Raw genomic sequence first — 19644 nt, 5'->3', positions numbered from 1 at the left:
AGCAAGCGAGTTCAGCACCAACGATGATCTGCGACCCTCCCATTAGCAGTACTGATGGACACTGATGGACATGGATCCGCACCTTCTCCGTACGTTCGTGGCTGTGGCACGCCGCGGTTCCTTCTCCGAGGCGGCTCGCGAACTGGGCTACACCCAGTCGGCGGTGTCCCAGCACATCGCCACGCTCGAAAATGACCTCGGAGCAGTCCTCCTACAGCGGCGCCCAGTCTCTCCAACGGCCGTCGGCGTCCGACTCCTGGAACACGCCGGGCCGCTGCTGTTGCGGCTGGACGCCGCCCGCGCGGACATCGCGCGCCTCACCGCGGCACCCGCCGCCCGCATCGTCATCGGCGTCTCACCTCTGGCGCTGACCCCACAGCTCACCCGACCTCTTGCCGACATACGCCGGACCCAGCCCCTTTGGGACATGACCGTGCGAGTTCTGAGTCGCGAGGTCATCACCCGCCAAGTCGCCACCGCGGACCTGGACATCGGCCTGGTCGACGGCATGACAGCCCCCAACGACCCACTCCACCTCCCCGACATCGGCCCCCTCACCGCGACGGCTGTCACCGAGCAACCGCCAGCCGTCGCTCTGCCGTCCCAGCACCCGCTGGCCGACCGGACCGGCCTCCGCTTGGCCGACCTCGCCGACGCCCGATGGATCGACGCCCCCGACACCGCCATCCCACTCGCACAACTGCGCACCGCGAGCGGAACCGACGGCTACCGCGCGTCCTTGCGCTACGAAGGAACCGACGTACGCGTACTCCTCGCCCTGACCGCTGCAGGACACGGACTCACTCTGCTGCCCCAGCCGTCGATCGAAGGCATACCCGGCATCAAGGCGGTCCTCGTCTCTGCACCACGACTGATACACCGCACCGAGGTCCTGCACAGCAATGCGGTGGAGGGTCCTCCGGCACTTCTCGCGGCAGCTCTCATGTCCGTTACGGGATGACCGACGCGAGCGGATCGTCGAAGCTCACCAGCTCCGCGACCTGACCGAGGATGGCGCGGTACTGCTCCCGGCGAGCGATCCCGGCAGTGGCCAGCGTGAGGATGGCCAGGCGCTTGCCCGCCGGGTGCGGGAGGTGGGCGTGAATCTGGAGGAGGGGTTGCTGCGGGAGACCGCTGTCGGCGGAGGCCGTACGTACGGTCTCGCTTACGGACGCGGGGCCACAGGGCAGTTCGACGTACTCGACGTGCGTGTGCCCCTCGGACGATGCGACGGCTCGGGCGGCGGTGATGGCGGGCGGTGCGACGGTGATGTCCCGCCAGGAGAGCGTGAGGAGGGAGATCAGCGGCGGGCCACCGGTTCCGCCTACGTCGTCGCGGTGCAGCCCCACGGAGCAGTGCACCGTCCCGGCCTCGCGCAGGGCTTCCAATATCTGCTGCCCTGCGGCTAGTTGGGCGATGAGCTGCTGTCGCGTCGCGTCATCGGGCGCCGCGTCGAGGAGCGGGGCGAGGGCTGTGCGCAGCTTCTCGGCGGCTGGGGAATCCTGCGGGGCCAGCAGGACGTCGAGCGGGATGGTGGTGAAGCCGGCCGGTTCGACGAACCAGATCTCGGCGTCGGGGTCTTGGGCGGATTCGTGGAGTGTGAAGTAGGGGGTGGTGGTGCTCACGGGGCATATCCCTTTTCGGGGGACGCTTCCCAGCCGGAGAAGCGGCTGCCTTCCTCAGCAAGCATCTGCTGGCGGAGGACGTGGAGGCGCCTGGGCGCCCGGCCACTGGCTGTTGGGGCGGCGATGATCCCGCCGAACCGTGGGTCACCGGCAAACCACACCACTTCGATCTGCGCCTTCAATTTGGGTTTGGCCCGGGGAGCCAGTCGCCGCATCCACCAATTCACACGCATGTGCTGAGGGAAGACCAACGGCAGCAGTTGCTCAGGGCAGGCCGGGTTGGAGAAGGCGAACCATCCGTACTGATTGCCCTGAACGTCAGGGTGATCGGCCAAATCCCTAGGTACATCTCGCAGCACCTGCCATGGGTACGTTCGGAGAATACGCAGTATCCGCAGCGCCGGCCGGAAGTACCTGAGCTGGACCGTTGCCCGGTATGGCCCATAGATGAAATAGGGCATGAAGATCCATACAACCCAGTTTGGGGTGTAGGTCGAGATACCGAGGAGAGCAATCCATCCGGCGATCCACCCGATGAGCCCGACCACATTCATGCCCATGTGTCGCAGCCAAGCTCGGCGAGTCGGTGGATGGTCCCAGGCAGCGTCACAAGCTTCCGGATTCACGGGGGTACTCCATCTCCGCTAAAAGGGTCACGAGAAAGCGTGGCGAGCCAGACTCAGGACTCCGCCGCTGTCGAGGCCGAGGCGTGCACCGTCAATCCCCGCGACGGCACCGTCCTTGACCTTGGTGTCGTCGCCGTCCATGGCGCTGTCGACCAGGCCGAAACCCGCTGTACCCACGCCAAGAGACCCTGACCCGGCGGCTACCGCCTTGGCCGCCCCAGCCGGGTCACTCGCGCGACGGGCCGCGCGTGCGATCAACCGGTTCTCCAGTGCTGCGATGGTCCGTGCCTCATCCATGGTCTTGGTACCGAAGGTGGCCATCTTCTGCCCGAGGCTCATGACCTCTGTGCTTGTGTGCACCGCACGCACGGCCTTCATCCCTCCCTTACCTACAGCCCCAAGCCCCGGCAGCAGCCCTGCGACCTCCGCCCCCACCGACACCGCATTGCTCCAGAAATCCGCATCGAACTCCCGCTTGGTAACCCCGTCCATCAGCGACGCCCGCACCTCCGGATCCGACACCCTCATCCCAAGCGCACCTGCACTCAACGCCGAAGACGCCAACATCAACGCGGCCACCATCGCGATCCCCAACGGACCGGAAAAGACGATCGCCACCAGGGCGACGACACCAGCCAGCGCACTGAGAATGTCCGGCAGGTTCTCCTTGACCCAGTCGGTCGCCTTGTCGAACCAGCCTGGTTCGTTCGGCGCCAGCCGGTGCGTCGCGTCGCGGATCTTGCTCGCCCGATAGTTGGCCCGCTCCTCGTGCTCGTCAGCCAGGCCCCGGGCCCTCTTCAGAATCCGGTCGAGTTCGTCCTGGGCGTCCTGCACCTGCCCGTTGGCGCGCTTCAACGCCTTCCTCGCGTCGTCGTGCCGGGCCGCGCCCTCCTTTTCAAGGTCCGGGTCGTCACCCGCACGCTCGGCGCGCCCCTTCTCTGCTTCCAGGGCTGCACGCGCATCCTTCGCCGCCTGATTCAGGCGTTTGGCCCGGCGCTGGAAATCGTCGAGTTCACCGTGCCAGCGATTCAGATGCTTGGCCGCCTTGCCGATGGAATTGGCGGCGTCCTTAAGGTTTTTCGGGAGTGGACCATCCTCGATTTGCTCCCGGAAGGCGACGGCCGCGTCGCCCTTCCAGCAGCTGCCGTCCATCAATCGAGTCACCACACCGTGCGTCTCATGGAGAGTCGTGGCGCAGTCGACCAGTTTCCGGCGCAGCGCCTTCACCGTGTCGGTGTCGCCCGGCACCGGGTTGAACCCGAGATCCGGGTAGTCGGGATTCGGGACCTCCGGGGAGGACTTCATGCCCTGCGGAAGCGGACCGTTGCGGCGGGCCGGCGAATCCGGCGGGAGGGTCGTGGTGCCAGCTGCGGGGTCATACGTCACGCCGCACCCCCAGTGCCGCCACTCTTCCCCTTGCCCTTGCCCTTCTCCCTCAGGCACTCCTCCAGCGCCTTATCGACCTCGCGGTAACTCTCCTTGCTCGCATTGAAGATCTTCGCGAGGTCCTCGGCCTGCTCACCGATCTGCTCCGTGCCGTACTTCCAGTCGTCCTGAAAGTCCTGGCAGGCCCAGTCGAGGTCGTCCGTCCCGAGGCCCATGGTGGTCGCATCACCCAACACCTTGCGCATGCTCTTCAGCGAATCCCTCGATCTGTTGAGCAGCTTCATGAAGTGTTCGAGCTCATCACCGTCGACCACGAGCCGATCCGCCATCGCGCGCGCTTCTCCTCAGATTGCCGAATACGTAGACACTCACCGATTGACGGACTGGATCTCCTGCACCACGACGTCCCGCGCCGCCCCGTACACCCCGTCCGGCAGACCGCCCCTGTCACCTGTGGTGCTGGTCCAACTGATCCGCCAAGTCAGAGTGGCGTTCAGTTCGTACGAGTCGCCCTGCCCCGGGGCCCGCAAGTACCGCACGCCACACGGAGGCAGCGTCTCCGCCGGCGTCCCCTTGGCCCGTGGCGCACCTATCCGCCCGCCTCTGATGGGGCACTCCCCCGAGGTCGGGAACGTCTCGGCGTCCGCCGTGCCGGGATCGATCGTGAGGGAGACGGGCCGGGCGGTCGTTGTTGCGGAGAGCCCGGACCCCGGGATGCTCGCGGTCACCGAGACCTTCTTGAACTTCGCCTTCTCCAGCCAGATCCAGGTCGGCAGATTGACCTTGGTCTCACTGGGCGGCGCCATGGCGAATTCCGTGTCGGGGACGGGGAGTTCGTCGTAGGCGTACGCGGCGAGAACCGCGGGGCTCGCGGCGAGAGGCTCGTCGGGGGTTTCACCCTTGTCGACCCAGAAGGGCGGCCTGTCGCATGCCATCGCCTCGGGGTCGTCCTTGCGGTTGGGGTTGATCACCCGGGCCCAGAACATCCCCTCGCCCTGCTTGTCGAGGTTGTAGTTCTTGTATGGGTGGCCGTCTTTGTAGTACGTGTCTAAGGCGTTCCCGAGGGCGGCGCCGATACCGCCCATGAACGGGGCGCCGGCACCCAGACCGCGCATCCCCTTGACCACCGCTTCGATTTCCTTTGGAGAGAACGCGGGCTCGTACCAGCACGCCGGAGGAGTCCAGTTGGTGTCCGCAGAGGAGAGGTTGCCGGTCCTTCTGGCGTCCCTCGTATGTCCGTTGACGCTCGTCTGAATGCTCGTCCGGACAGTGATGGTCTGGCCCTGCTTGCCACCCTGAGCACTCCCGTGGCTTCCACCCAGGCTCTTGTCACCCGCGTACGCAAGAGCGGACGACGCACCCGCAACCAGCGCCAGAGCCAGCGCAAGACCCACGAGCTTCAGGGCCTGGCGAGACAGTCCTCTCATGGCTGACACTTCTGCGCGCCTTCCTCGGAGGTCACGCTCGTCGCCTGCCAGACGCCGCTGGTGTTCTTCTCCATGCGCACGTTGTACGAGATGTAGTCATCCGAGTCGCCGGGGGTCTTCTTGACCGCCCCGCTCTTGCGGTTCGCGCTGTACGCCTTCGTCTCGTCGCCGCAGTAGGTGACGGCCGCGGCTCCGCCCTTGAGGAACGTGACTTGCTGGTCGTAGTACCGAGTCAGTCCCACCCACGTGACGCCTGCGTCATAGAACGACTGGACATACGTGGCAGCGCTGACGAGCGCGTCACCCGCCGAGTAGAACTCCAGCGCCGGATGCTTCTTGGCGTCGACGGTGATGGCCTCGTCGATTGAATTGATCATGCGCTCGTGGTCCGCGAGCACCGCATCCTTCTTCGCATCGCCCGTCTCACCGCCCTCGAAGACGTTCTCCACGCCCTTCGGCAGCTTGATCTCCGGTCGGTCGATGCCGTCGTCGGACGCCGCCGGGGACGGCGACCGTCTCTTCCTGTCCCCCGTATCCGCCCCCGCGATCTTCTCCCCGCCCTGGTCCCCCTCGGCGCCTCCTCCACACGCAGACAGCGAAAGCACCACGGAAACAGTGGCGGCGGCCGCTGCGAACAGGAACAGGTGGGGGCGACATGGCATGTTCGGCTCCTGGCGAGGCAAGGCGAGGCGAAGACCCTCGGGAGCGAGCAAGTTATCCATCAGGGGTGGGCGGTGCCAGCGGCATGTTCACCGAGCGTTAGGACATATCAGCACATTCAAGGGCTCCAAGTTCACCCTTAGTTGGTAACTTCGCGCCGCGCCCCCACAGCGTGCTCACGCACCACCTGTGTCCGCCCCCGCACACAAAAGTGGCCGCACACCACACCAAAGTGCGATCCGCGGCCACCCCCACGCTGACGCGCGCTACCGAGCCCTCCGCCCCTTCCCCACCTTCCCCACCTTCGCCCCATTAGGCCAAAGCCGAGGCCTCCGCTGCGCCGCCACATCCTCCAGCCAGCCCACAGCCACAATCATCAGCCCGATCAACGGCCACACCAGAACCGTCATCCACAGCATGTACGTCGAGTCCAGCGCCGAGCTCCACTGCTCGTCCTGCATGAACGGCAAGTCGTACGCCATGTCGATGATCGGCACCGTCGCCATGATCAGCAGGTTGTGCCAGAGGTAGATCGTGACCGCCCGATTGTTGGACAGCGTCACCAGCTTGTCCCACTTCCTCAGACGTCCCGGCAGTTCCTGCCACGACGGGGAGTACTGGAACAAGATCACAACGAAGCCGAAGGACCACGCCGCCTGCGCCAGCGGGATGTCGTTCAGGTCCCAGCCGTCCGGGCCCAGATGGCCCGACGCCCACCACAGGCCGAAGGCCATGATCAGGGCCGACACGGAAACCGCCAAGTAGCGCGGCACGCGGGCCAGTACGCCCTCCTGGTGGGCGAAGCCAAGGACCCAGCAGCTGCCGTACACCGCGAAGTCCGACACCGCGTTACCCGTCTCGCCGGGGATCTTCACGACGTCCGTGGCGAGCACCGCTGTCAGGGCGAGGGGCGCCAGCAGCGTGACCCACGGAACCCTGCGGAACGCCCACAGCAACAACGGCGACGCGATCACGAACCACAGGTACGCGCGGATGTACCAGAGCGGGCCCGCGGCCTGCGCCGGCCACGTGTCCTCCAGGAGGCCCGCCTTGTCCCCGATGTGCCAGGGGAACGGCGGGGCGCCTATCGGGAACACGTAGTTGAGCATCGACACCAGGCCCCACGTGTCCCCGTGGTCCGGGTCCTTCGTCACATTCCAGCCGCCGTAGAACAGCAGGAACAGGGCCACCGCGCTGAACGCCCACATGGGGGGCAACAGGCGCCGTATTCGGCCCCTGATCACGCCCCACGCCGGGCGCTTCAGCGAGCGTGCCATCAGTGCGCCCGCCAGCGCGAACATCACGCCCATCGACGGGAACAGGATCGTCAGCCAGGCCCAGCCGAACAGGTGGTAGATGACGACGCGGACCAGGGCCAGCGAGCGCAGTACGTCGAAGTAGCGGTCCCGGCCGCCTGGCTTCTTGGGGGCCGCCGGCGGCGGTTCAACCGCCGTCGGAACCTGCGGCAGCGGCTGCGTGGGATAGGTCATGCGACGGGCCTCCGATCAGCGCCGCCCGCCCGCTGCTGCGGAATCGAGGGCGGCGACCCCAGCACGCCCGTACGCCGGAGCTTCTGCCAGCGAAGGCGGCCTCCGGTCAGGGCGGTGATCCAGGACTGCAGCAGCACGACGTACATCAGCTGCCGGTAGAGGATCTGCTGGAGGGGCAGCGAGATCAGATGGGTCATGCGCTCGCGGTCGAGGCGGAACGCGTATGCCGCGCACACCGCCTGGATGGCGAGCACGCCGAGCCAGGCGATGATCGTCTTCTGGGTGGGGCCGAAGACCAGTCCGTACAGCAGGAATACGTCGATCAGCGGGGCCAGCAGTGGCGCCAGGACCATGAACAAGGACACCAGGGGCATGCCCACCCGGCCGAAGCGGCCCGAAGGGCCCGACTCGATCACCGAGCGGCGGTGCTTCCAGATCGCCTGCATCGTGCCGTACGACCAGCGGTAGCGCTGGGACCACAGCTGCTGCACCGTCTCCGGCGCCTCGGTCCAGGCGCGCGCCTTCTCCGCGTACACGACCCGCCAGCCGTCGCGGTGCATCGCCATGGTGATGTCGGTGTCCTCGGCGAGCGTGTCGTCACTCATGCCGCCGACCCGCTCCAACGCCGAGCGGCGGAAGGCTCCCACCGCGCCGGGGATGGTCGGCATGCAGCCGAGCATGTCGTACATACGGCGGTCCAGGTTGAAGCCCATCACGTATTCGATGTGCTGCCACGCGCCGATGAGTGAGTCCCTGTTGCCCACCTTCGCGTTGCCCGCCACCGCGCCCACGCGCGGGTCGCCGAACGGCTGCACCAACTCGCGGACAGTGGACTGCTCGAAGACCGTGTCGCCGTCCATCATCACGATGAGGTCGAAACGGGCGTTGGCGATCCCGCGGTTGAGCGCCGCGGGCTTGCCCGCGTTCTGCTGGCGTACGACGCGTACGTTCGGCAGGCGAAGGCCCTCGACGATCAGCGCGGTGCCGTCCGTCGAGCCGTCGTCGATGACGATGATCTCGATGGGGTGGTCGCTCGTCATGAGGGAACGGACCGTGGCCTCTATGCACTTGGCCTCGTTGTAGGCGGGAACGAGGACCGAGACCGGTTCCGTGACGTCGGGGCCCCAGCGGAAGCCGCGTTTGCGGACCTTGCGCGCGTGCACCGCGGAGAGCAGCAGCATCAGGGCGAAGCGGGCCATCACCAGGAAGCCGATCACGGCGAGTGCGACGACGAGGCCGCCGGTGATCTGCTCCGACGCACCGACCAGGAAGACCCAGGCCTTGCCCTTCCACAGCTCTATGCCGGTGACCGGCGCGTGCGCGCTGCGCGTCTCCAGGGCCTCGGTGAGGTTGGTGAAGTGGTAGCCCTTGTCCTGTAGATCGGGCAGGAAGGTGTCGAGCGCGGCGACCGTCTGCGAGCGGTCGCCGCCGGAGTCGTGCATCAGGACTACGGCGCCCTTGCCGCCCTTGGGCGTGGCACGGCGGATGATCTCGTCGACGCCGGGGCGCCTCCAGTCCTCGCTGTCGGTGTTGTTGACGACGGTGAGATAGCCGCGGCTGCCTATGTACTTCGTGACCGGCCAGGACTTGTTGTCCATCGCGTCCGAGAAGGAGGAGTACGGGGGGCGGAACAGGGAGGTGCGGATGCCGGCCGCGCCCGCGAGGGCCAGCTGGTTCTGCGAGAGCTCCCAGTCGATGCGGCTCGTGGACTGGTAGGAGAGGTCCGGGTGGTTGAACGTGTGCAGGCCGACCTCGTGGCCCTCGGCCACCATGCGTTCGACCAGGTCGGGGTAGCGCGACGCCATCGTGCCGGTGACGAAGAAGACGCCGTGCGCGTGGTGCTTCTTGAGGACGTCCAGGACCTTGGGGGTCCACTCCGGGTCCGGGCCGTCGTCGAAGGTCAGCACGAGGCGGTGGTCGGGGACGCTCAGCGTCTCCTCGTGACCGCCCCGGGTGTCGATGACCGGGCCGCCGCCTTCGAGGACCTCCTTGGGCACCTTGTCGGTGGCCGCGGGCGGGCGCACGCGGTGGTCGGCGAGGATCTCGCTGTGGGTGTACCCGCGCAGCATCAGCATCGCCATCAGGGCGACGAGAAGCAGCGAGGGCAGCAGATGGCGCAGGGGGAGTCTGCGCCGCCTGGTGGCCCGCGCGGGCTTTGCGCGGCGGCGGCCGCCCCCGGACTGGGCGTGGCTGTTCCGGGCGCGGTTTGACCGGCCCCTGTTGGTGCGGGCGTTCATCGCTGTGCGGCCTCCGAGGGCTGCTGGTCAGCGCTTTGCGGGGACTGGTAGCCGACCGACTGGGCGCTCATGGACTGCTGGTCGGCGGCGGGGTTCACCACGGGGACTTCGCCGCCGCCTCCCGCGCCGCCGCTCGAGGACTCGGTGGGGTCCGGATCCGTGGGCGGGTCCGTCGGCTCGGTCGGGTCCGGGTCCGGGTCGGGCGTGGTGGGCTTGTCCGTGGGGTCGGGGTCGCCGCCGTCGTCCGTCGGGTCCGGGTCGGGCTTGCCGTCGTCCGTCGGGTCGGGGTCGGGCGATTCACCGGGCTTGCCGGTGTCGTCGCCGGGCTTCGTGGGGTCGGCGGCGTCGCTGCCGCCGGGTGCGGGCGCGGTGCCACTGGCGTCCGTCGCGCCGGGCGACGGGGTCACGCCGGGCGAGGCCGAGGGGTCGGCCGAGTCCGCCGGGCCGTCGGGGGTGTCCACCTGGCTCGCCGGCTTGTCGCCCTTGGGCCCGGGCGTCGGAAGCCAGGGCGCGCTGGAGTTGCCCGAGAGCAGCGTGCCGACGATGATCACCGCGTAGACGGCGCAGGCGATGCCGACGATCACGCCTATGCGGCGGTACCTCCGGCTGCGGCGGCCCGTCTCATCGACGAAAACCGGCCCGTCCGGCGCGTCCTGGTCACTCCCGGCGGAGAGATCCGCCAGCTGTCGCCCCACCCCGTCGATCTGAACGGTGACCTCGTTCGGATCATGGGTGTGTTCTGGTAGGGCATCTTCTCGCCAATTGTCCATGCGTACGCGCAACCCCCCACATAACCTGTCTCGGGCGCGCACGACTCCGGGCAAGTCTGCCGTCCGGACCGGGCCCCCACCCGATCCGAGCGCCCCCCTACCACACCGCGCCCGGACCATGAATGTAGCGCACGGCGGCGACAGTCGTACTAATCCGTCAGTCCAGACTCATCATGATGAGTGCATCTGTGGCCGGAACCCATCCGTCTTCGGGCCTTCGGAGCCATCCTTCGGCGGCGGCGAGCTCGGCGGCGGCCCTGCGCAGCGCGTCCACTCCTGGATGCACCAGGCCCTTCCGCCACACCAACGACACGGGCGACAAGGGAACAGGGTCGGTCAAAGGGCGCAGAACGGCCCCGGGCATGGCCGGAAAGTCCACCACGGCGAGCACGGGGTTCCGGTTCTTGGCCATGATCCGCCCGAACTCCTCCTGGCCCACCGCGAGCGGCGCGGGCGGCGCCACCTCGATGCCTCTCCCCGCGAAGAGCCGGTGCGCCAGGTCGGTCCACTCCAGCGTCCGGTGATTGCCCGCCCCCGCGTACACGCTCTCCCCGGCGAGCGCGTCCAGCGGCACCGCGTCGAGTTCGGCCAGCGGATGGCCGATCGGCAGCAGCACCGCCATCGGCTCGTATCGCACGGGCTGCTGGTCGAGCCGCGCCCGCAGCGCCGGTTCGAGCCCGGCGTACCGTCCGAAGGACACATCGAGCCGCCCCGCGTCGATCTCCGCCGCGGCCCAGGTGAGACCGCTCTCGAAGCGGGCCATCAGCTCGCAGCCGGGGGCGAGTTCACGGGCTCGCTCCAGGATCCGCCCGAAGACGAGCCCGGGGCTGTTCAGGTCCACGAGCAGCGGCCTGGCCGAAGCGGCCGCGCCGCCGCGGTCCCGCGGGAAGGCTGCCGCCAGATCGTCCTGGGCCTCCAGAACCCGCCGCGCGTACGGCAGCAGCCGCTCCCCCTCGGCCGTCAGCGTGACTTGCCGCGTCGTGCGCGCGAAAAGATCGGCGCCCAACTCCCGTTCCAGGCGCCGCACATCACGGCTCAGCGCCTGCTGGGCGACGTACAGCCTGGCGGCGGCCCGGGTGAAGTGCAGCTCTTCGGCGACGACCACGAAGGCCCGCAGCAGGCGCGGGTCCACCAAGTCGCGTACGTCGCGCGAGAGCGGCCCCACCAGGTCATGAGATGTACGAGGCTCTCCGGTCACCCCGGGAACTTACAACGCAGGTGCGTGAATCGGCATCCAGAAGGTGTTGGACCGTGCGCCACCGCCCCGGCGATGGTGATCCCATGCCGCCTGCCGAACACCCCCGCCGCATCCCCTACGCCCGCCTCTTCCGCATACCCGGAGCCGTCGCCTTCACCGTCGGCAACCTCATAGCCCGCCTCCCCATGGGCATGTTCAGCGTGAGCGCCGTCATCATGATCGCCGGGGCCCGCGGTTCGTACGCGCTGGCCGGCGCCGTCACCGCGACGGGCCTCGCCGCGACCGCCGTCGTGGCCCCCTGGACGGCGCGCCTTGTCGACCGCCACGGCCAGGCCCGGATCGCCGTGCCCGCCACCGCGATCGCCGCGCTCGGCTCGCTCTCCCTGCTGCTGTGCGTGCACTACGGAGCGCCCGACTGGACCCTGTTCGCCTCCTACACGGCGACGGCCACGACCCCCAATACCGGCGGCATGTCCCGGGCCCGCTGGGCGCATCTCCTGAAGGGCGACGCCAGGGCCCTGCACACCGCCAACTCCTTCGAACAGGCCGCGGACGAGCTGTGCTTCATGCTCGGCCCCGTCGTCGCGGCCTTCCTGTGCGGGGCGTTCTTCCCGGAGGCGGGCACCCTCGTGGGCATCGTCCTGCTCCTGACCGGCGTGCTGCTCTTCGCTGCCCAGCGCACCACGGAGCCGCCGCTCCAGGAACGTACGGACACGAAGGAGAAATCGCCCCTCCACGCGCGCGGGATGCCCACCCTGCTCGCCGCGTTCCTCGCCACCGGCGCCGTCTTCGGCTCGATGGAGGTCGTGACGATCGCGTACGCCGACGACCAGGGCCACAAGTCCGCCGCGGGCGCGATCCTCGCCCTGCAAGCGGCCGGCTCCTGTGCGGCGGGCCTTCTCTACGGAGCGGTCGGACCGCGCGGTTCACTGCGCCGCCGCCAGATCCTGTGCGCCACCGCGATGGCGCTCCTGATGACCCTCCCCCTGCTCGCCGCCACGCTCACCGGCTCGCTCCTGGTGCTCGCCGGGGCCCTCCTGATCGCCGGGATGGCGACCGCCCCGACCATGGTCACCGGCATGACCATCGTCCAACAGCTCACCCCCGAGGGGCGGTTGAACGAGGGCATGACCCTCGCCGTGACCGGCCTCCTCGGGGGCATCGCCTGCGGTGCGGCGGGCGGCGGCTGGGTGGTGGAGCACCTGAGCGCCACCACGGCTTACGCGGTCCCGGTCACCGCCGCGTGCTGCGCGCTGCTGCTCAGCATCGCGCGGGCTTCCGCCACGAGCACTCCAGATCACCGCTCGGCTCGGCCGCACGCTTCGCACGCGGCTTGACCAACACGGCCTTGTCCTCGGTCGACTTGGCGAGCGTCACCACGATCGCGTCCTCCAGGGCCTTCACCGAGGAGGGCAGGTAGTTGTTGAGGACGATGCTGAAGACGAGTTCGCGGCCGCCCGCGTCCTTCACGTACCCGGAGAGGGCGGACGCGCCCGTCAACGACCCTGTCTTCGCATGTACGTTGAGGGCCGCCGGAGTCCCGCACATCCGCGAACGCAGCGTTCCCCCGACAGACTTGCCCGGGCCGCAGGCGACCGGCAGCGACTTGTACCAGTCGGCGTACCAGGGCTCGCCCTTCGCCGAGAGGAGCAGCTTGATCAGCTGATCGGCGGGCGCGTTGTTCTTGCGGGAGAGTCCCGAGCCGTCGACGTGGCGCAGCTTGCCCGGGTCGACTCCGGCCGTCTTCAAGTAGCCACTGATGGCGGCGATTCCGTCCGTCCAGTTTCCGGACCGACCGGTCGACTCATACCCCATCGCCTTCGTGAGGTTCTCCGCGTGCATGTTGTTGGAGAGCTTCATGAAGGGGATCATCAGCTCCTTCAGCGGCATGGAGTCGTGCTCGGCCAGCTGCCGCGCGCCCTTCGGGGTCGCGATCCCTGCCTTGGTGGGTCCGCTCACCCGCACCCCGTGCGCGGCGAGCGCGTCCCGGAAGATCGCGGCCGCGTAGCCGGTCGGCTCCCAGACGGCGATCCACTCCTTGGTGGCGTCGCCGCCCACGGGGACGGTGCCGGTGACCGTGATGGTGTTGGTGCCGTGCTCACGCTCGACGGTGAGCGTGTCCTCGCCGCCCGCCGCGACCGTCTCCGCGCTGATGTCGACGTCTACGTAGTCGGTCTTCGGGGACACCGTCACCTTGGGCTTGTCCCCGGCCTTCGCGCCGGGCGTGGCCTCGACGATGACCGTTCCGGTGTCGTAGTCGGTGTCCGGGGCGACGCTCAGCGCGGAGATCTGGGCGGCGTAGTACGCGAATTCGTCGTCGCCCGCCCAGGTGTCGCCGATGCGCCGGTCGTCGAACCGGGTGTCGTCCGCGACCAGGCGCCCCGAGACCCGCCGGACGCCGGAGTCGGCGATCTTCGCGGCCAGCCGGTCGTAATCGGCGACGAGCGTCGTCGGATCGCCGGTGCCGCGCAGATACAGATCGCCGGAGAGCACGGGTCCGTGCTGCTTGCCGTCGGTGAGGACATCGGTGGTGAAGCGGTGGTCGGGGCCGAGCCGCTCCATGGCGGCGGCCGATGTGAGGAGTTTGGTGTTGGAGGCGGGCATCAGGCGGCCGCTTGGCAGGTGCTGGTAGAGCACGTCACCGGACTCGGCATCGGCGACGACGACACTCGCGGCACCTCCCTCCATCCGGGGATCGCCGAGGATGGTGTCGATCGCCTCGGGCAGACCACTGCGGTCGGAGTCCGCCCCGGCCGGGGCACTCAGCGAGAGGGAGGCCACCGCGAGGCCGAGCACGGCGGGCCAGATCCAGTGGCGCATACGGGTGTTGACGCGTCTCACGGGTCTACTCATGACCCAGGAGCATCCCTGACTCCGGCGCCCGGCAACAGACCCCACTCCGCGGTCCTCCGCGGCCGGCGGCAGCGGACCTGCAGCGCGGCCGCCAGCAAGAGGGCCGGTGCCGGGTCGGCGGGGGCACCGGCGGCGCGGCGGCAGACCAGGGCGTCGGGGTCGTCGGGAGGCTGCTGGAGGCTGTAGCCCTCGGGGCAGGTGGGCCCCGCTTCCCCCTTGGGGCCTCGCTCGCCGGGAGGCCCCGCGGGTCCCGCCGGGCCCGCGGGACCCGTGGCACCGCCGTCGCCCGTGGGACCAGGAGGGCCGTCGGACCCTGCCGAGCCGGCCGGCCCTTCGGGCCCCTGCTCGCCGTCCCGGCCGTCCACGCCCGGGGGTCCCGTCGGCCCTGGCTCTCCGGGTTCACCGGACTTCCCCGGCTCCCCTGGCTCGCCCGGATCTCCAGGGTCGCCCTGCTGCCCGCCGCTTCCGCGCGCGCCCTTCTCGCCCGGCTTCCCTTCCGAGCCGTCCGTACCGTCGGCCCCGTCCTCGCCGGGCGAACCGGGCACCGTGACAGGCACGCGCACCCGGGCCAGCAGATCGTCGATGGCCTCGGACGGGTCCGGCGCCGCGGGCGTGCCCCCCTGGGACCTGACCTGCGCCCGCAGGGTGCGCACGTCCCGGGCGAGGGTGGACACGGCCTCGCCGCGCCGGTCCGCCTCGACGGCGAGCTGGTCGGCACGGCGGTCACCCGCGTCGATACGGGCCCAGAGAATCGCCGCGACACCGGTGAGCGCGACCAGCACACAGACGAGGAAGATGCTGCGCCAACGGCGGGCCAGGAGTCGCTCGAGCTGGGTCACGGCGTGCCTCCGAGCCGTTGGTTGTCGATGAGAAGCCGTGCGATCTCGCTCTGGTCATGGGCGTGCAGGGCATTTAACTCGGCCAGTTTCACGTCGCGTTCGGCGACCTGGCGCTCCAGCCGGTCCCGCTCGACTGCTGCGCCCAGGACGCCGAGACTGGCCAGAACGGAGCCGAAAAGAGTGACGGTGGCATCCAAGCGGCCTCCTGCACTTTGCGTACTCAACCGGGCCCCTGCGCCGCCCGGCCCGTGCTCCGCACACGGAAAAAGCCCCCTGGCCGGTGGCCAGAGGGCTTTAACCTCACATGGGAATTGTGGAGATGGCGGGAATCGAACCCGCGTCCAACGGTGCTAAAGGAGGGCTTCTCCGAGCGCAGTTCGCTTCGATTTTCTCGGCCCCGGTGATCTCGCGAACAAGTCTCCGACGGGCCCAGTCACTGTTTGATTTCCCATCGAACCCCGTGACCGGGCTCGATGGTTTAGTTCCCTAAATTATGCCAGGATCCGGGTCGGGAACACTCCCGGGCTGACACCCATTAAGGGTCCTTCACTCACTGCTTATTAGGCAGCGAGGGCGAAGGACTGGGAATCGCTCTTAGAATTGGCGATTATTGGTTGCGACATATGGTTTACGAGATCATTGCCGCTTCCTCGGCTCGCTTCCCCTGCTTCGACATCCGCTGTCGAAACCGATCATCCCCATGTTGGCACTCTTGAATTAGATACTGCTCAAACCGCGCCCCTGCTGTGAGGGGCAAGGCCCATCGTACGTGACCAACGCACGACAATGCCAGCTAATTCCTGGCGGCGGCCCTCGCGGCAGCCCTTGCCGGCACCTCAGGCACTGCGCTGGCGCCGCTTGACCGCCGCGATCGCGCGGTTCGTCTCGCGGGTGTCCTGCTTCTCACGCAGCGTCTGCCGCTTGTCGTACTCCTTCTTGCCCTTGGCAAGGGCGATCTCGACCTTGACCCGGCTGTCCTTGAAGTACAGGGCGAGGGGCACGATCGTGTGACCCGTCTCCTGGGACTTCGACTCCAGCTTGTCGATCTCGGCCCGGTGCAGCAGGAGCTTGCGCTTCCGCGTGGCCGAGTGGTTGGTCCACGTCCCCTGCACGTACTCCGGGACGTGGATGTTGTGCAGCCACGCCTCTCCGTTGTCGATCTGTACGAAGCCGTCCACCAGGGAGGCCCTGCCCATCCGCAGCGACTTGACCTCGGTGCCCATCAGGACGAGGCCACACTCGTACGTGTCGAGGATGTGGTAGTCGTGCCGCGCCTTCTTGTTCTGCGCGACCATCTTCCGGGCGGGGGCCTTCTCAGCGGCCTTCGCGGCCTTGCGCTTTACCTTTTCCTTCGCCATAGTGCGGCCATTTTCGCACTACGAGGGGGGTCCGAGGCCAGTCAATACTGTCTCGGCCCGGGTCTCCGCCCCGCCGTCGACCTCCAGGTCGGGGGTGATGCCCTGGCCGTCGACCGCGCGCCCCGAAGGAGTGCGGTAGTGCCCGACCGTCAGCTCGGCGACCGAGCCGTCGGGCAGCCGGCTCGGCATCTGGACCGAACCCTTGCCGAAGGTCTTCGAGCCCACCACGACCGCACGGCCGCGGTCCTGCAGCGCTCCCGTGAGCAGTTCCGCCGCGCTCATCGTGCCGCCGTCGACCAGCGCGACCACGGGTCTGGATGTGTCCCCGCCCTGCTCGGCGTGGAGCGCCTTCTGCCGGCCGCGCACGTCGTACGTGGCCACCAGGCCTCCGTCGACAAGGCCCGACGCCGCGGTGACCGCCTCCGACACCAGGCCGCCGGAGTTCCCGCGCAGATCGAGCAGGATCCCGGCGCCCTCGGGGGCCTCGCGCACCGCGGAACGCACCCGCTCGCCCGTCCCCTTGGTGAAGGCGTCGACCTTGATCAGTACGGCGCCGCCCGCGAGCCGGTTGACCGTGACGGGGTCCGTGGAGAGGCGGGCCCGGTGCAGTGTCTCGCTCCACGCGCGCGTGCCCCGCTTCAGGTCCAGGGTGACGGGAGTGCCGGCGCGGTCGCCGCGCAGCAGGGACACCACCTCGGTGACGGGGAGCCCCGCCACACGCCTGCCGTCGATGCTCGTGAGCCGGTCGCCCTCGTGTACGCCGGCCTGGTCGGCGGGGCCGCCGCGCTGGACCCGGGACACCTCGATGCGCCCGTCGGCCGCGCGCCTGGCCCACAGGCCGACTCCGGTGTAGGCGCCGTCGAGGGCCTGCTCGAACTCCTGGAACTCCCCGGGGGAGTACACCGAGCCCCAGCGGTCGCCGCTGCGGCTGACGGCGTCCTCCGCGGCCTTCTTGCCGGACTTGCCGTCGGCCATCGCCTCGGCTGCGGCGTCGGCCGCTTCGCCGGCGGTGTCGCCCGTGTCGCCGGACGAGGCGACGGAACGGGTGGCCGGGGACGGCGACTTCCGGCCCTGCTCGGCGCCTTCGCTCCAGGATCCGGTGGCCGCGCCGGTGGCGAGCACGCTCGCGAAGACCAATGTCAGCGTGGCCCCGCGGCGGATGCGGCGGGGCCGGGAGAGCCGGTCGCAGAACCGGTCGGGGCCTGACATGCCGGTGAGTCTAGGACAACGAAGGGCGCCGTACGGCCGGTTGAACCGTACGACGCCCTTACGTACAGGCGGGTCTTGTCACACCTTGAGGTACTTGCGCAACGCGAAGAACGCGGCCAGCGCGGGCATCAGCAGGCCGATGGCGAGCACCAGCGGCAGCTTGGCCAGGACCGCGTCCCACCCGATGAAGTTGATCAGATTCAGCTTCTCGGAGAGCGCGAGGCCGTGGTCGATGATGAAGTAACGGCCCACCAGGAGCATGCCGCAGGCGACACCGCCGCCGATGAGACCCGCGACGGCGGCCTCCATGATGAACGGCATCTGGATGTAGAAGCTGGACGCGCCGACGAGCCGCATGATGCCGGTTTCACGTCTGCGGCTGAACGCCGAGACGCGCACCGTGTTGACGATCAGCATCAGCGCGACGACGAGCATCAGCGCCATCACCGCGAGCGCCGCCCAGTTCATGCCGTTGAGCAGCCCGAAGAGGTTCTCCAGGATGCCCTTCTGGTCCTGCACGGACTGCACGCCGTCACGCCCGGAGAAGGCGGTCGCGACCACCTGGTACTTCTCCGGGTCCTTCAGCTTGATGCGGTACGACTCCTGCATCTGGTCCGGCGTGAGCGAGCTGGACAGCGGGGAGTCGCCGAACTGCTCCTTGTAGTGCTTGTACGCGTCGTCGGACGACTCGTACGCGACCTTCTCCACGACGGGCATCTTCTTCAGATCCGCACGGATCTGTTCCTTCTGCTCGTTCGTGACCGCGCCCTTGGCGCACTTGGGGTCCTGCTCGGCGTCGGCCTTGTTGCAGAGGAAGATCGAGACGTTGACCTTGTCGTACCAGTAGCCCTTCATCGTGCTCACCTGGTCGCGCATGAGCAGCGAGCCGCCGAACAGGGCGAGCGAGAGGGCGACGGAGACGATGACCGCGAAGGTCATCGTGAGATTGCGGCGGAGACCGACGCCGATCTCCGACAGGACGAACTGGGCGCGCATGGCTCCCTTTCAGTGGATCAGTGCAGTGGATCAGTACGGGTCGTCAGTGCTGGTAGCCGTATACGCCGCGCGACTGGTCGCGGACGAGACGGCCCTTCTCCAGCTCGATGACCCGCTTGCGCATCTGGTCCACGATCTGCTGGTCGTGGGTCGCCATGACGACGGTCGTGCCGGTCCGGTTGATCCGGTCGAGCAGCTTCATGATGCCGACCGACGTCTGCGGGTCGAGGTTGCCGGTCGGCTCGTCCGCGATGAGGAGCTTCGGGCGGTTGACGAAGGCTCGCGCGATCGCCACCCGCTGCTGCTCACCACCGGAGAGCTCGCCGGGCATCCGGTCCTCCTTGCCGCCGAGGCCGACGAGGTCGAGGACCTGGGGCACGGACTTGCGGATCTCGCCGCGGGACTTGCCGATGACTTCCTGCGCGAAGGCCACGTTCTCGCCGACGGTCTTGTTCGGAAGGAGACGGAAGTCCTGGAAGACGGTGCCCAACTGGCGCCGCATGTGCGGCACCTTGAAGTTGGAGAGGCGGGCCAGGTCCTTGCCGAGGACGTGCACCTGGCCGTGGCTGGTGCGCTCCTCGCGGAGGATCAGCCGCAGGAAGGTGGACTTTCCGGAGCCGGACGATCCCACCAGGAAGACGAACTCGCCCTTCTCGATCTCCAGGGAGACATCCCGGAGAGCGGGCCGGGACTGCTTGGGGTAGGCCTTGGAGACGTTGTCGAATCGGATCACGGATGCACCACGGGTAGCCGGGGGTAGGTGTGCGTGACCATACGCGAAGGCGGTGCGCGAGCGCAGTCAGCGTCCTGAGTTGCGCGAATTGTCGCGGATATACCACGGAACAGATCAGTCGGAAACCGACTGTGCCGGGCGGGCCGCGCCGAAATCCGTGGAAGCTGGCACAGTGGAAGGGGAACGGTTGGGTTCCCCCTAGCGTTGGGCAGGCTGTGACTGTGCGGGAGGAGGAGC

19 protein-coding genes and 1 other RNA gene are annotated in these 19644 nt (G+C 68.5%); 2 read left to right on the top strand and 18 right to left on the bottom strand.

Features of this window, described 5'->3' with window-relative positions; all coding sequences use genetic code 11:
* The first annotated feature begins 70 nt into the window (after positions 1–70).
* Complete coding sequence (locus tag AB0O76_RS00375; protein WP_365483262.1) at positions 71–961, top strand: LysR family transcriptional regulator; 891 nt, start codon at positions 71–73, stop codon at positions 959–961.
* Here the strand turns inward: AB0O76_RS00375 and AB0O76_RS00370 are convergent.
* The 10 genes from AB0O76_RS00370 to AB0O76_RS00325 all read right to left on the bottom strand — a co-directional run bounded on the left by AB0O76_RS00370 (position 951) and on the right by AB0O76_RS00325 (position 11356).
* Positions 951–1625, bottom strand: a complete 675-nt coding sequence (locus AB0O76_RS00370; RefSeq protein WP_365483259.1) for a hypothetical protein — start codon at positions 1623–1625, stop codon at positions 951–953. The two genes, AB0O76_RS00375 and AB0O76_RS00370, sit on opposite strands and share 11 nt — an antisense overlap.
* Positions 1622–2185 carry a hypothetical protein gene (locus tag AB0O76_RS00365; RefSeq protein WP_365483257.1) on the bottom strand — a complete coding sequence of 188 codons (564 nt, stop codon included), beginning with the start codon at positions 2183–2185 and terminating at the stop codon, positions 1622–1624. The genes AB0O76_RS00370 and AB0O76_RS00365 overlap by 4 nt, the downstream gene beginning before the upstream one ends.
* A gap of 93 nt (positions 2186–2278) precedes the next feature.
* Entirely contained in the window at positions 2279–3637 is a 1359-nt protein-coding gene (locus tag AB0O76_RS00360; protein ID WP_365483254.1) for a hypothetical protein, read from the bottom strand.
* On the bottom strand, positions 3634–3966 hold the full coding sequence (locus AB0O76_RS00355) for a hypothetical protein (RefSeq protein ID WP_365483251.1): 333 nt from the start codon (positions 3964–3966) through the stop codon (positions 3634–3636). Before AB0O76_RS00355 ends, AB0O76_RS00360 begins: the two co-directional genes overlap by 4 nt.
* 39 nt (positions 3967–4005) lie before the next feature.
* Positions 4006–5064 (bottom strand): hypothetical protein, encoded by a 1059-nt coding sequence (locus tag AB0O76_RS00350; RefSeq protein ID WP_365483248.1) that lies wholly within the window; start codon positions 5062–5064, stop codon positions 4006–4008.
* A complete protein-coding gene (locus AB0O76_RS00345; protein ID WP_365483245.1) occupies positions 5061–5726 on the bottom strand; it encodes a hypothetical protein in 666 nt (221 codons plus the stop codon). The genes AB0O76_RS00350 and AB0O76_RS00345 overlap by 4 nt, the downstream gene beginning before the upstream one ends.
* A gap of 264 nt (positions 5727–5990) precedes the next feature.
* On the bottom strand, positions 5991–7214 hold the full coding sequence (locus AB0O76_RS00340; RefSeq protein ID WP_365483242.1) for an acyltransferase: 1224 nt from the start codon (positions 7212–7214) through the stop codon (positions 5991–5993).
* Positions 7211–9295 (bottom strand): glycosyltransferase, encoded by a 2085-nt coding sequence (locus tag AB0O76_RS00335; RefSeq protein WP_365484379.1) that lies wholly within the window; start codon positions 9293–9295, stop codon positions 7211–7213. The genes AB0O76_RS00340 and AB0O76_RS00335 overlap by 4 nt, the downstream gene beginning before the upstream one ends.
* A 152-nt stretch (positions 9296–9447) precedes the next feature.
* Positions 9448–10146, bottom strand: a complete 699-nt coding sequence (locus AB0O76_RS00330; RefSeq protein ID WP_365483239.1) for a hypothetical protein — start codon at positions 10144–10146, stop codon at positions 9448–9450.
* 232 nt (positions 10147–10378) lie between these two features.
* Positions 10379–11356: a LysR family transcriptional regulator gene (locus AB0O76_RS00325; RefSeq protein ID WP_365484376.1), complete on the bottom strand. Its 978-nt coding sequence runs from the start codon at positions 11354–11356 to the stop codon at positions 10379–10381.
* Between the two features lie 146 nt (positions 11357–11502).
* Between AB0O76_RS00325 and AB0O76_RS00320 the strand changes: the two genes are divergently transcribed.
* Positions 11503–12756, top strand: a complete 1254-nt coding sequence (locus tag AB0O76_RS00320) for an MFS transporter (protein ID WP_365483236.1) — start codon at positions 11503–11505, stop codon at positions 12754–12756.
* Here the strand turns inward: AB0O76_RS00320 and dacB are convergent.
* The 8 genes from dacB to ftsE all read right to left on the bottom strand — a co-directional run bounded on the left by dacB (position 12680) and on the right by ftsE (position 19407).
* Positions 12680–14272 carry a D-alanyl-D-alanine carboxypeptidase/D-alanyl-D-alanine-endopeptidase gene (gene dacB / locus AB0O76_RS00315; protein WP_365483233.1) on the bottom strand — a complete coding sequence of 531 codons (1593 nt, stop codon included), beginning with the start codon at positions 14270–14272 and terminating at the stop codon, positions 12680–12682. The genes AB0O76_RS00320 and dacB overlap by 77 nt on opposite strands.
* Positions 14269–15111: a collagen-like protein gene (locus AB0O76_RS00310; RefSeq protein ID WP_365483230.1), complete on the bottom strand. Its 843-nt coding sequence runs from the start codon at positions 15109–15111 to the stop codon at positions 14269–14271. The genes dacB and AB0O76_RS00310 overlap by 4 nt, the downstream gene beginning before the upstream one ends.
* Positions 15108–15308 (bottom strand): hypothetical protein, encoded by a 201-nt coding sequence (locus tag AB0O76_RS00305; protein ID WP_365483227.1) that lies wholly within the window; start codon positions 15306–15308, stop codon positions 15108–15110. Before AB0O76_RS00305 ends, AB0O76_RS00310 begins: the two co-directional genes overlap by 4 nt.
* A gap of 114 nt (positions 15309–15422) precedes the next feature.
* Positions 15423–15811: a transfer-messenger RNA gene (gene ssrA / locus AB0O76_RS00300) on the bottom strand.
* Between the two features lie 136 nt (positions 15812–15947).
* The gene (gene smpB, locus AB0O76_RS00295; protein ID WP_365483224.1) at positions 15948–16469 is read right to left on the bottom strand and encodes an SsrA-binding protein SmpB; all 522 of its coding nucleotides are present in this window, start codon (positions 16467–16469) and stop codon (positions 15948–15950) included.
* 18 nt (positions 16470–16487) lie between these two features.
* Positions 16488–17678 (bottom strand): S41 family peptidase, encoded by a 1191-nt coding sequence (locus AB0O76_RS00290; RefSeq protein ID WP_365483221.1) that lies wholly within the window; start codon positions 17676–17678, stop codon positions 16488–16490.
* A 78-nt stretch (positions 17679–17756) separates the two neighbouring features.
* Positions 17757–18674, bottom strand: a complete 918-nt coding sequence (ftsX, locus tag AB0O76_RS00285; RefSeq protein ID WP_365483218.1) for a permease-like cell division protein FtsX — start codon at positions 18672–18674, stop codon at positions 17757–17759.
* Positions 18675–18717: 43 nt separating this feature from the next.
* Entirely contained in the window at positions 18718–19407 is a 690-nt protein-coding gene (gene ftsE, locus AB0O76_RS00280; RefSeq protein ID WP_266866377.1) for a cell division ATP-binding protein FtsE, read from the bottom strand.
* Between the last annotated feature and the right edge of the window lie 237 nt (positions 19408–19644).

The sequence above is a fragment of the Streptomyces sp. NPDC086554 genome, assembly GCF_040686095.1.
Taxonomy (GTDB): domain Bacteria; phylum Actinomycetota; class Actinomycetes; order Streptomycetales; family Streptomycetaceae; genus Streptomyces.
This window is presented reverse-complemented; position numbering and strand designations above follow the sequence as displayed.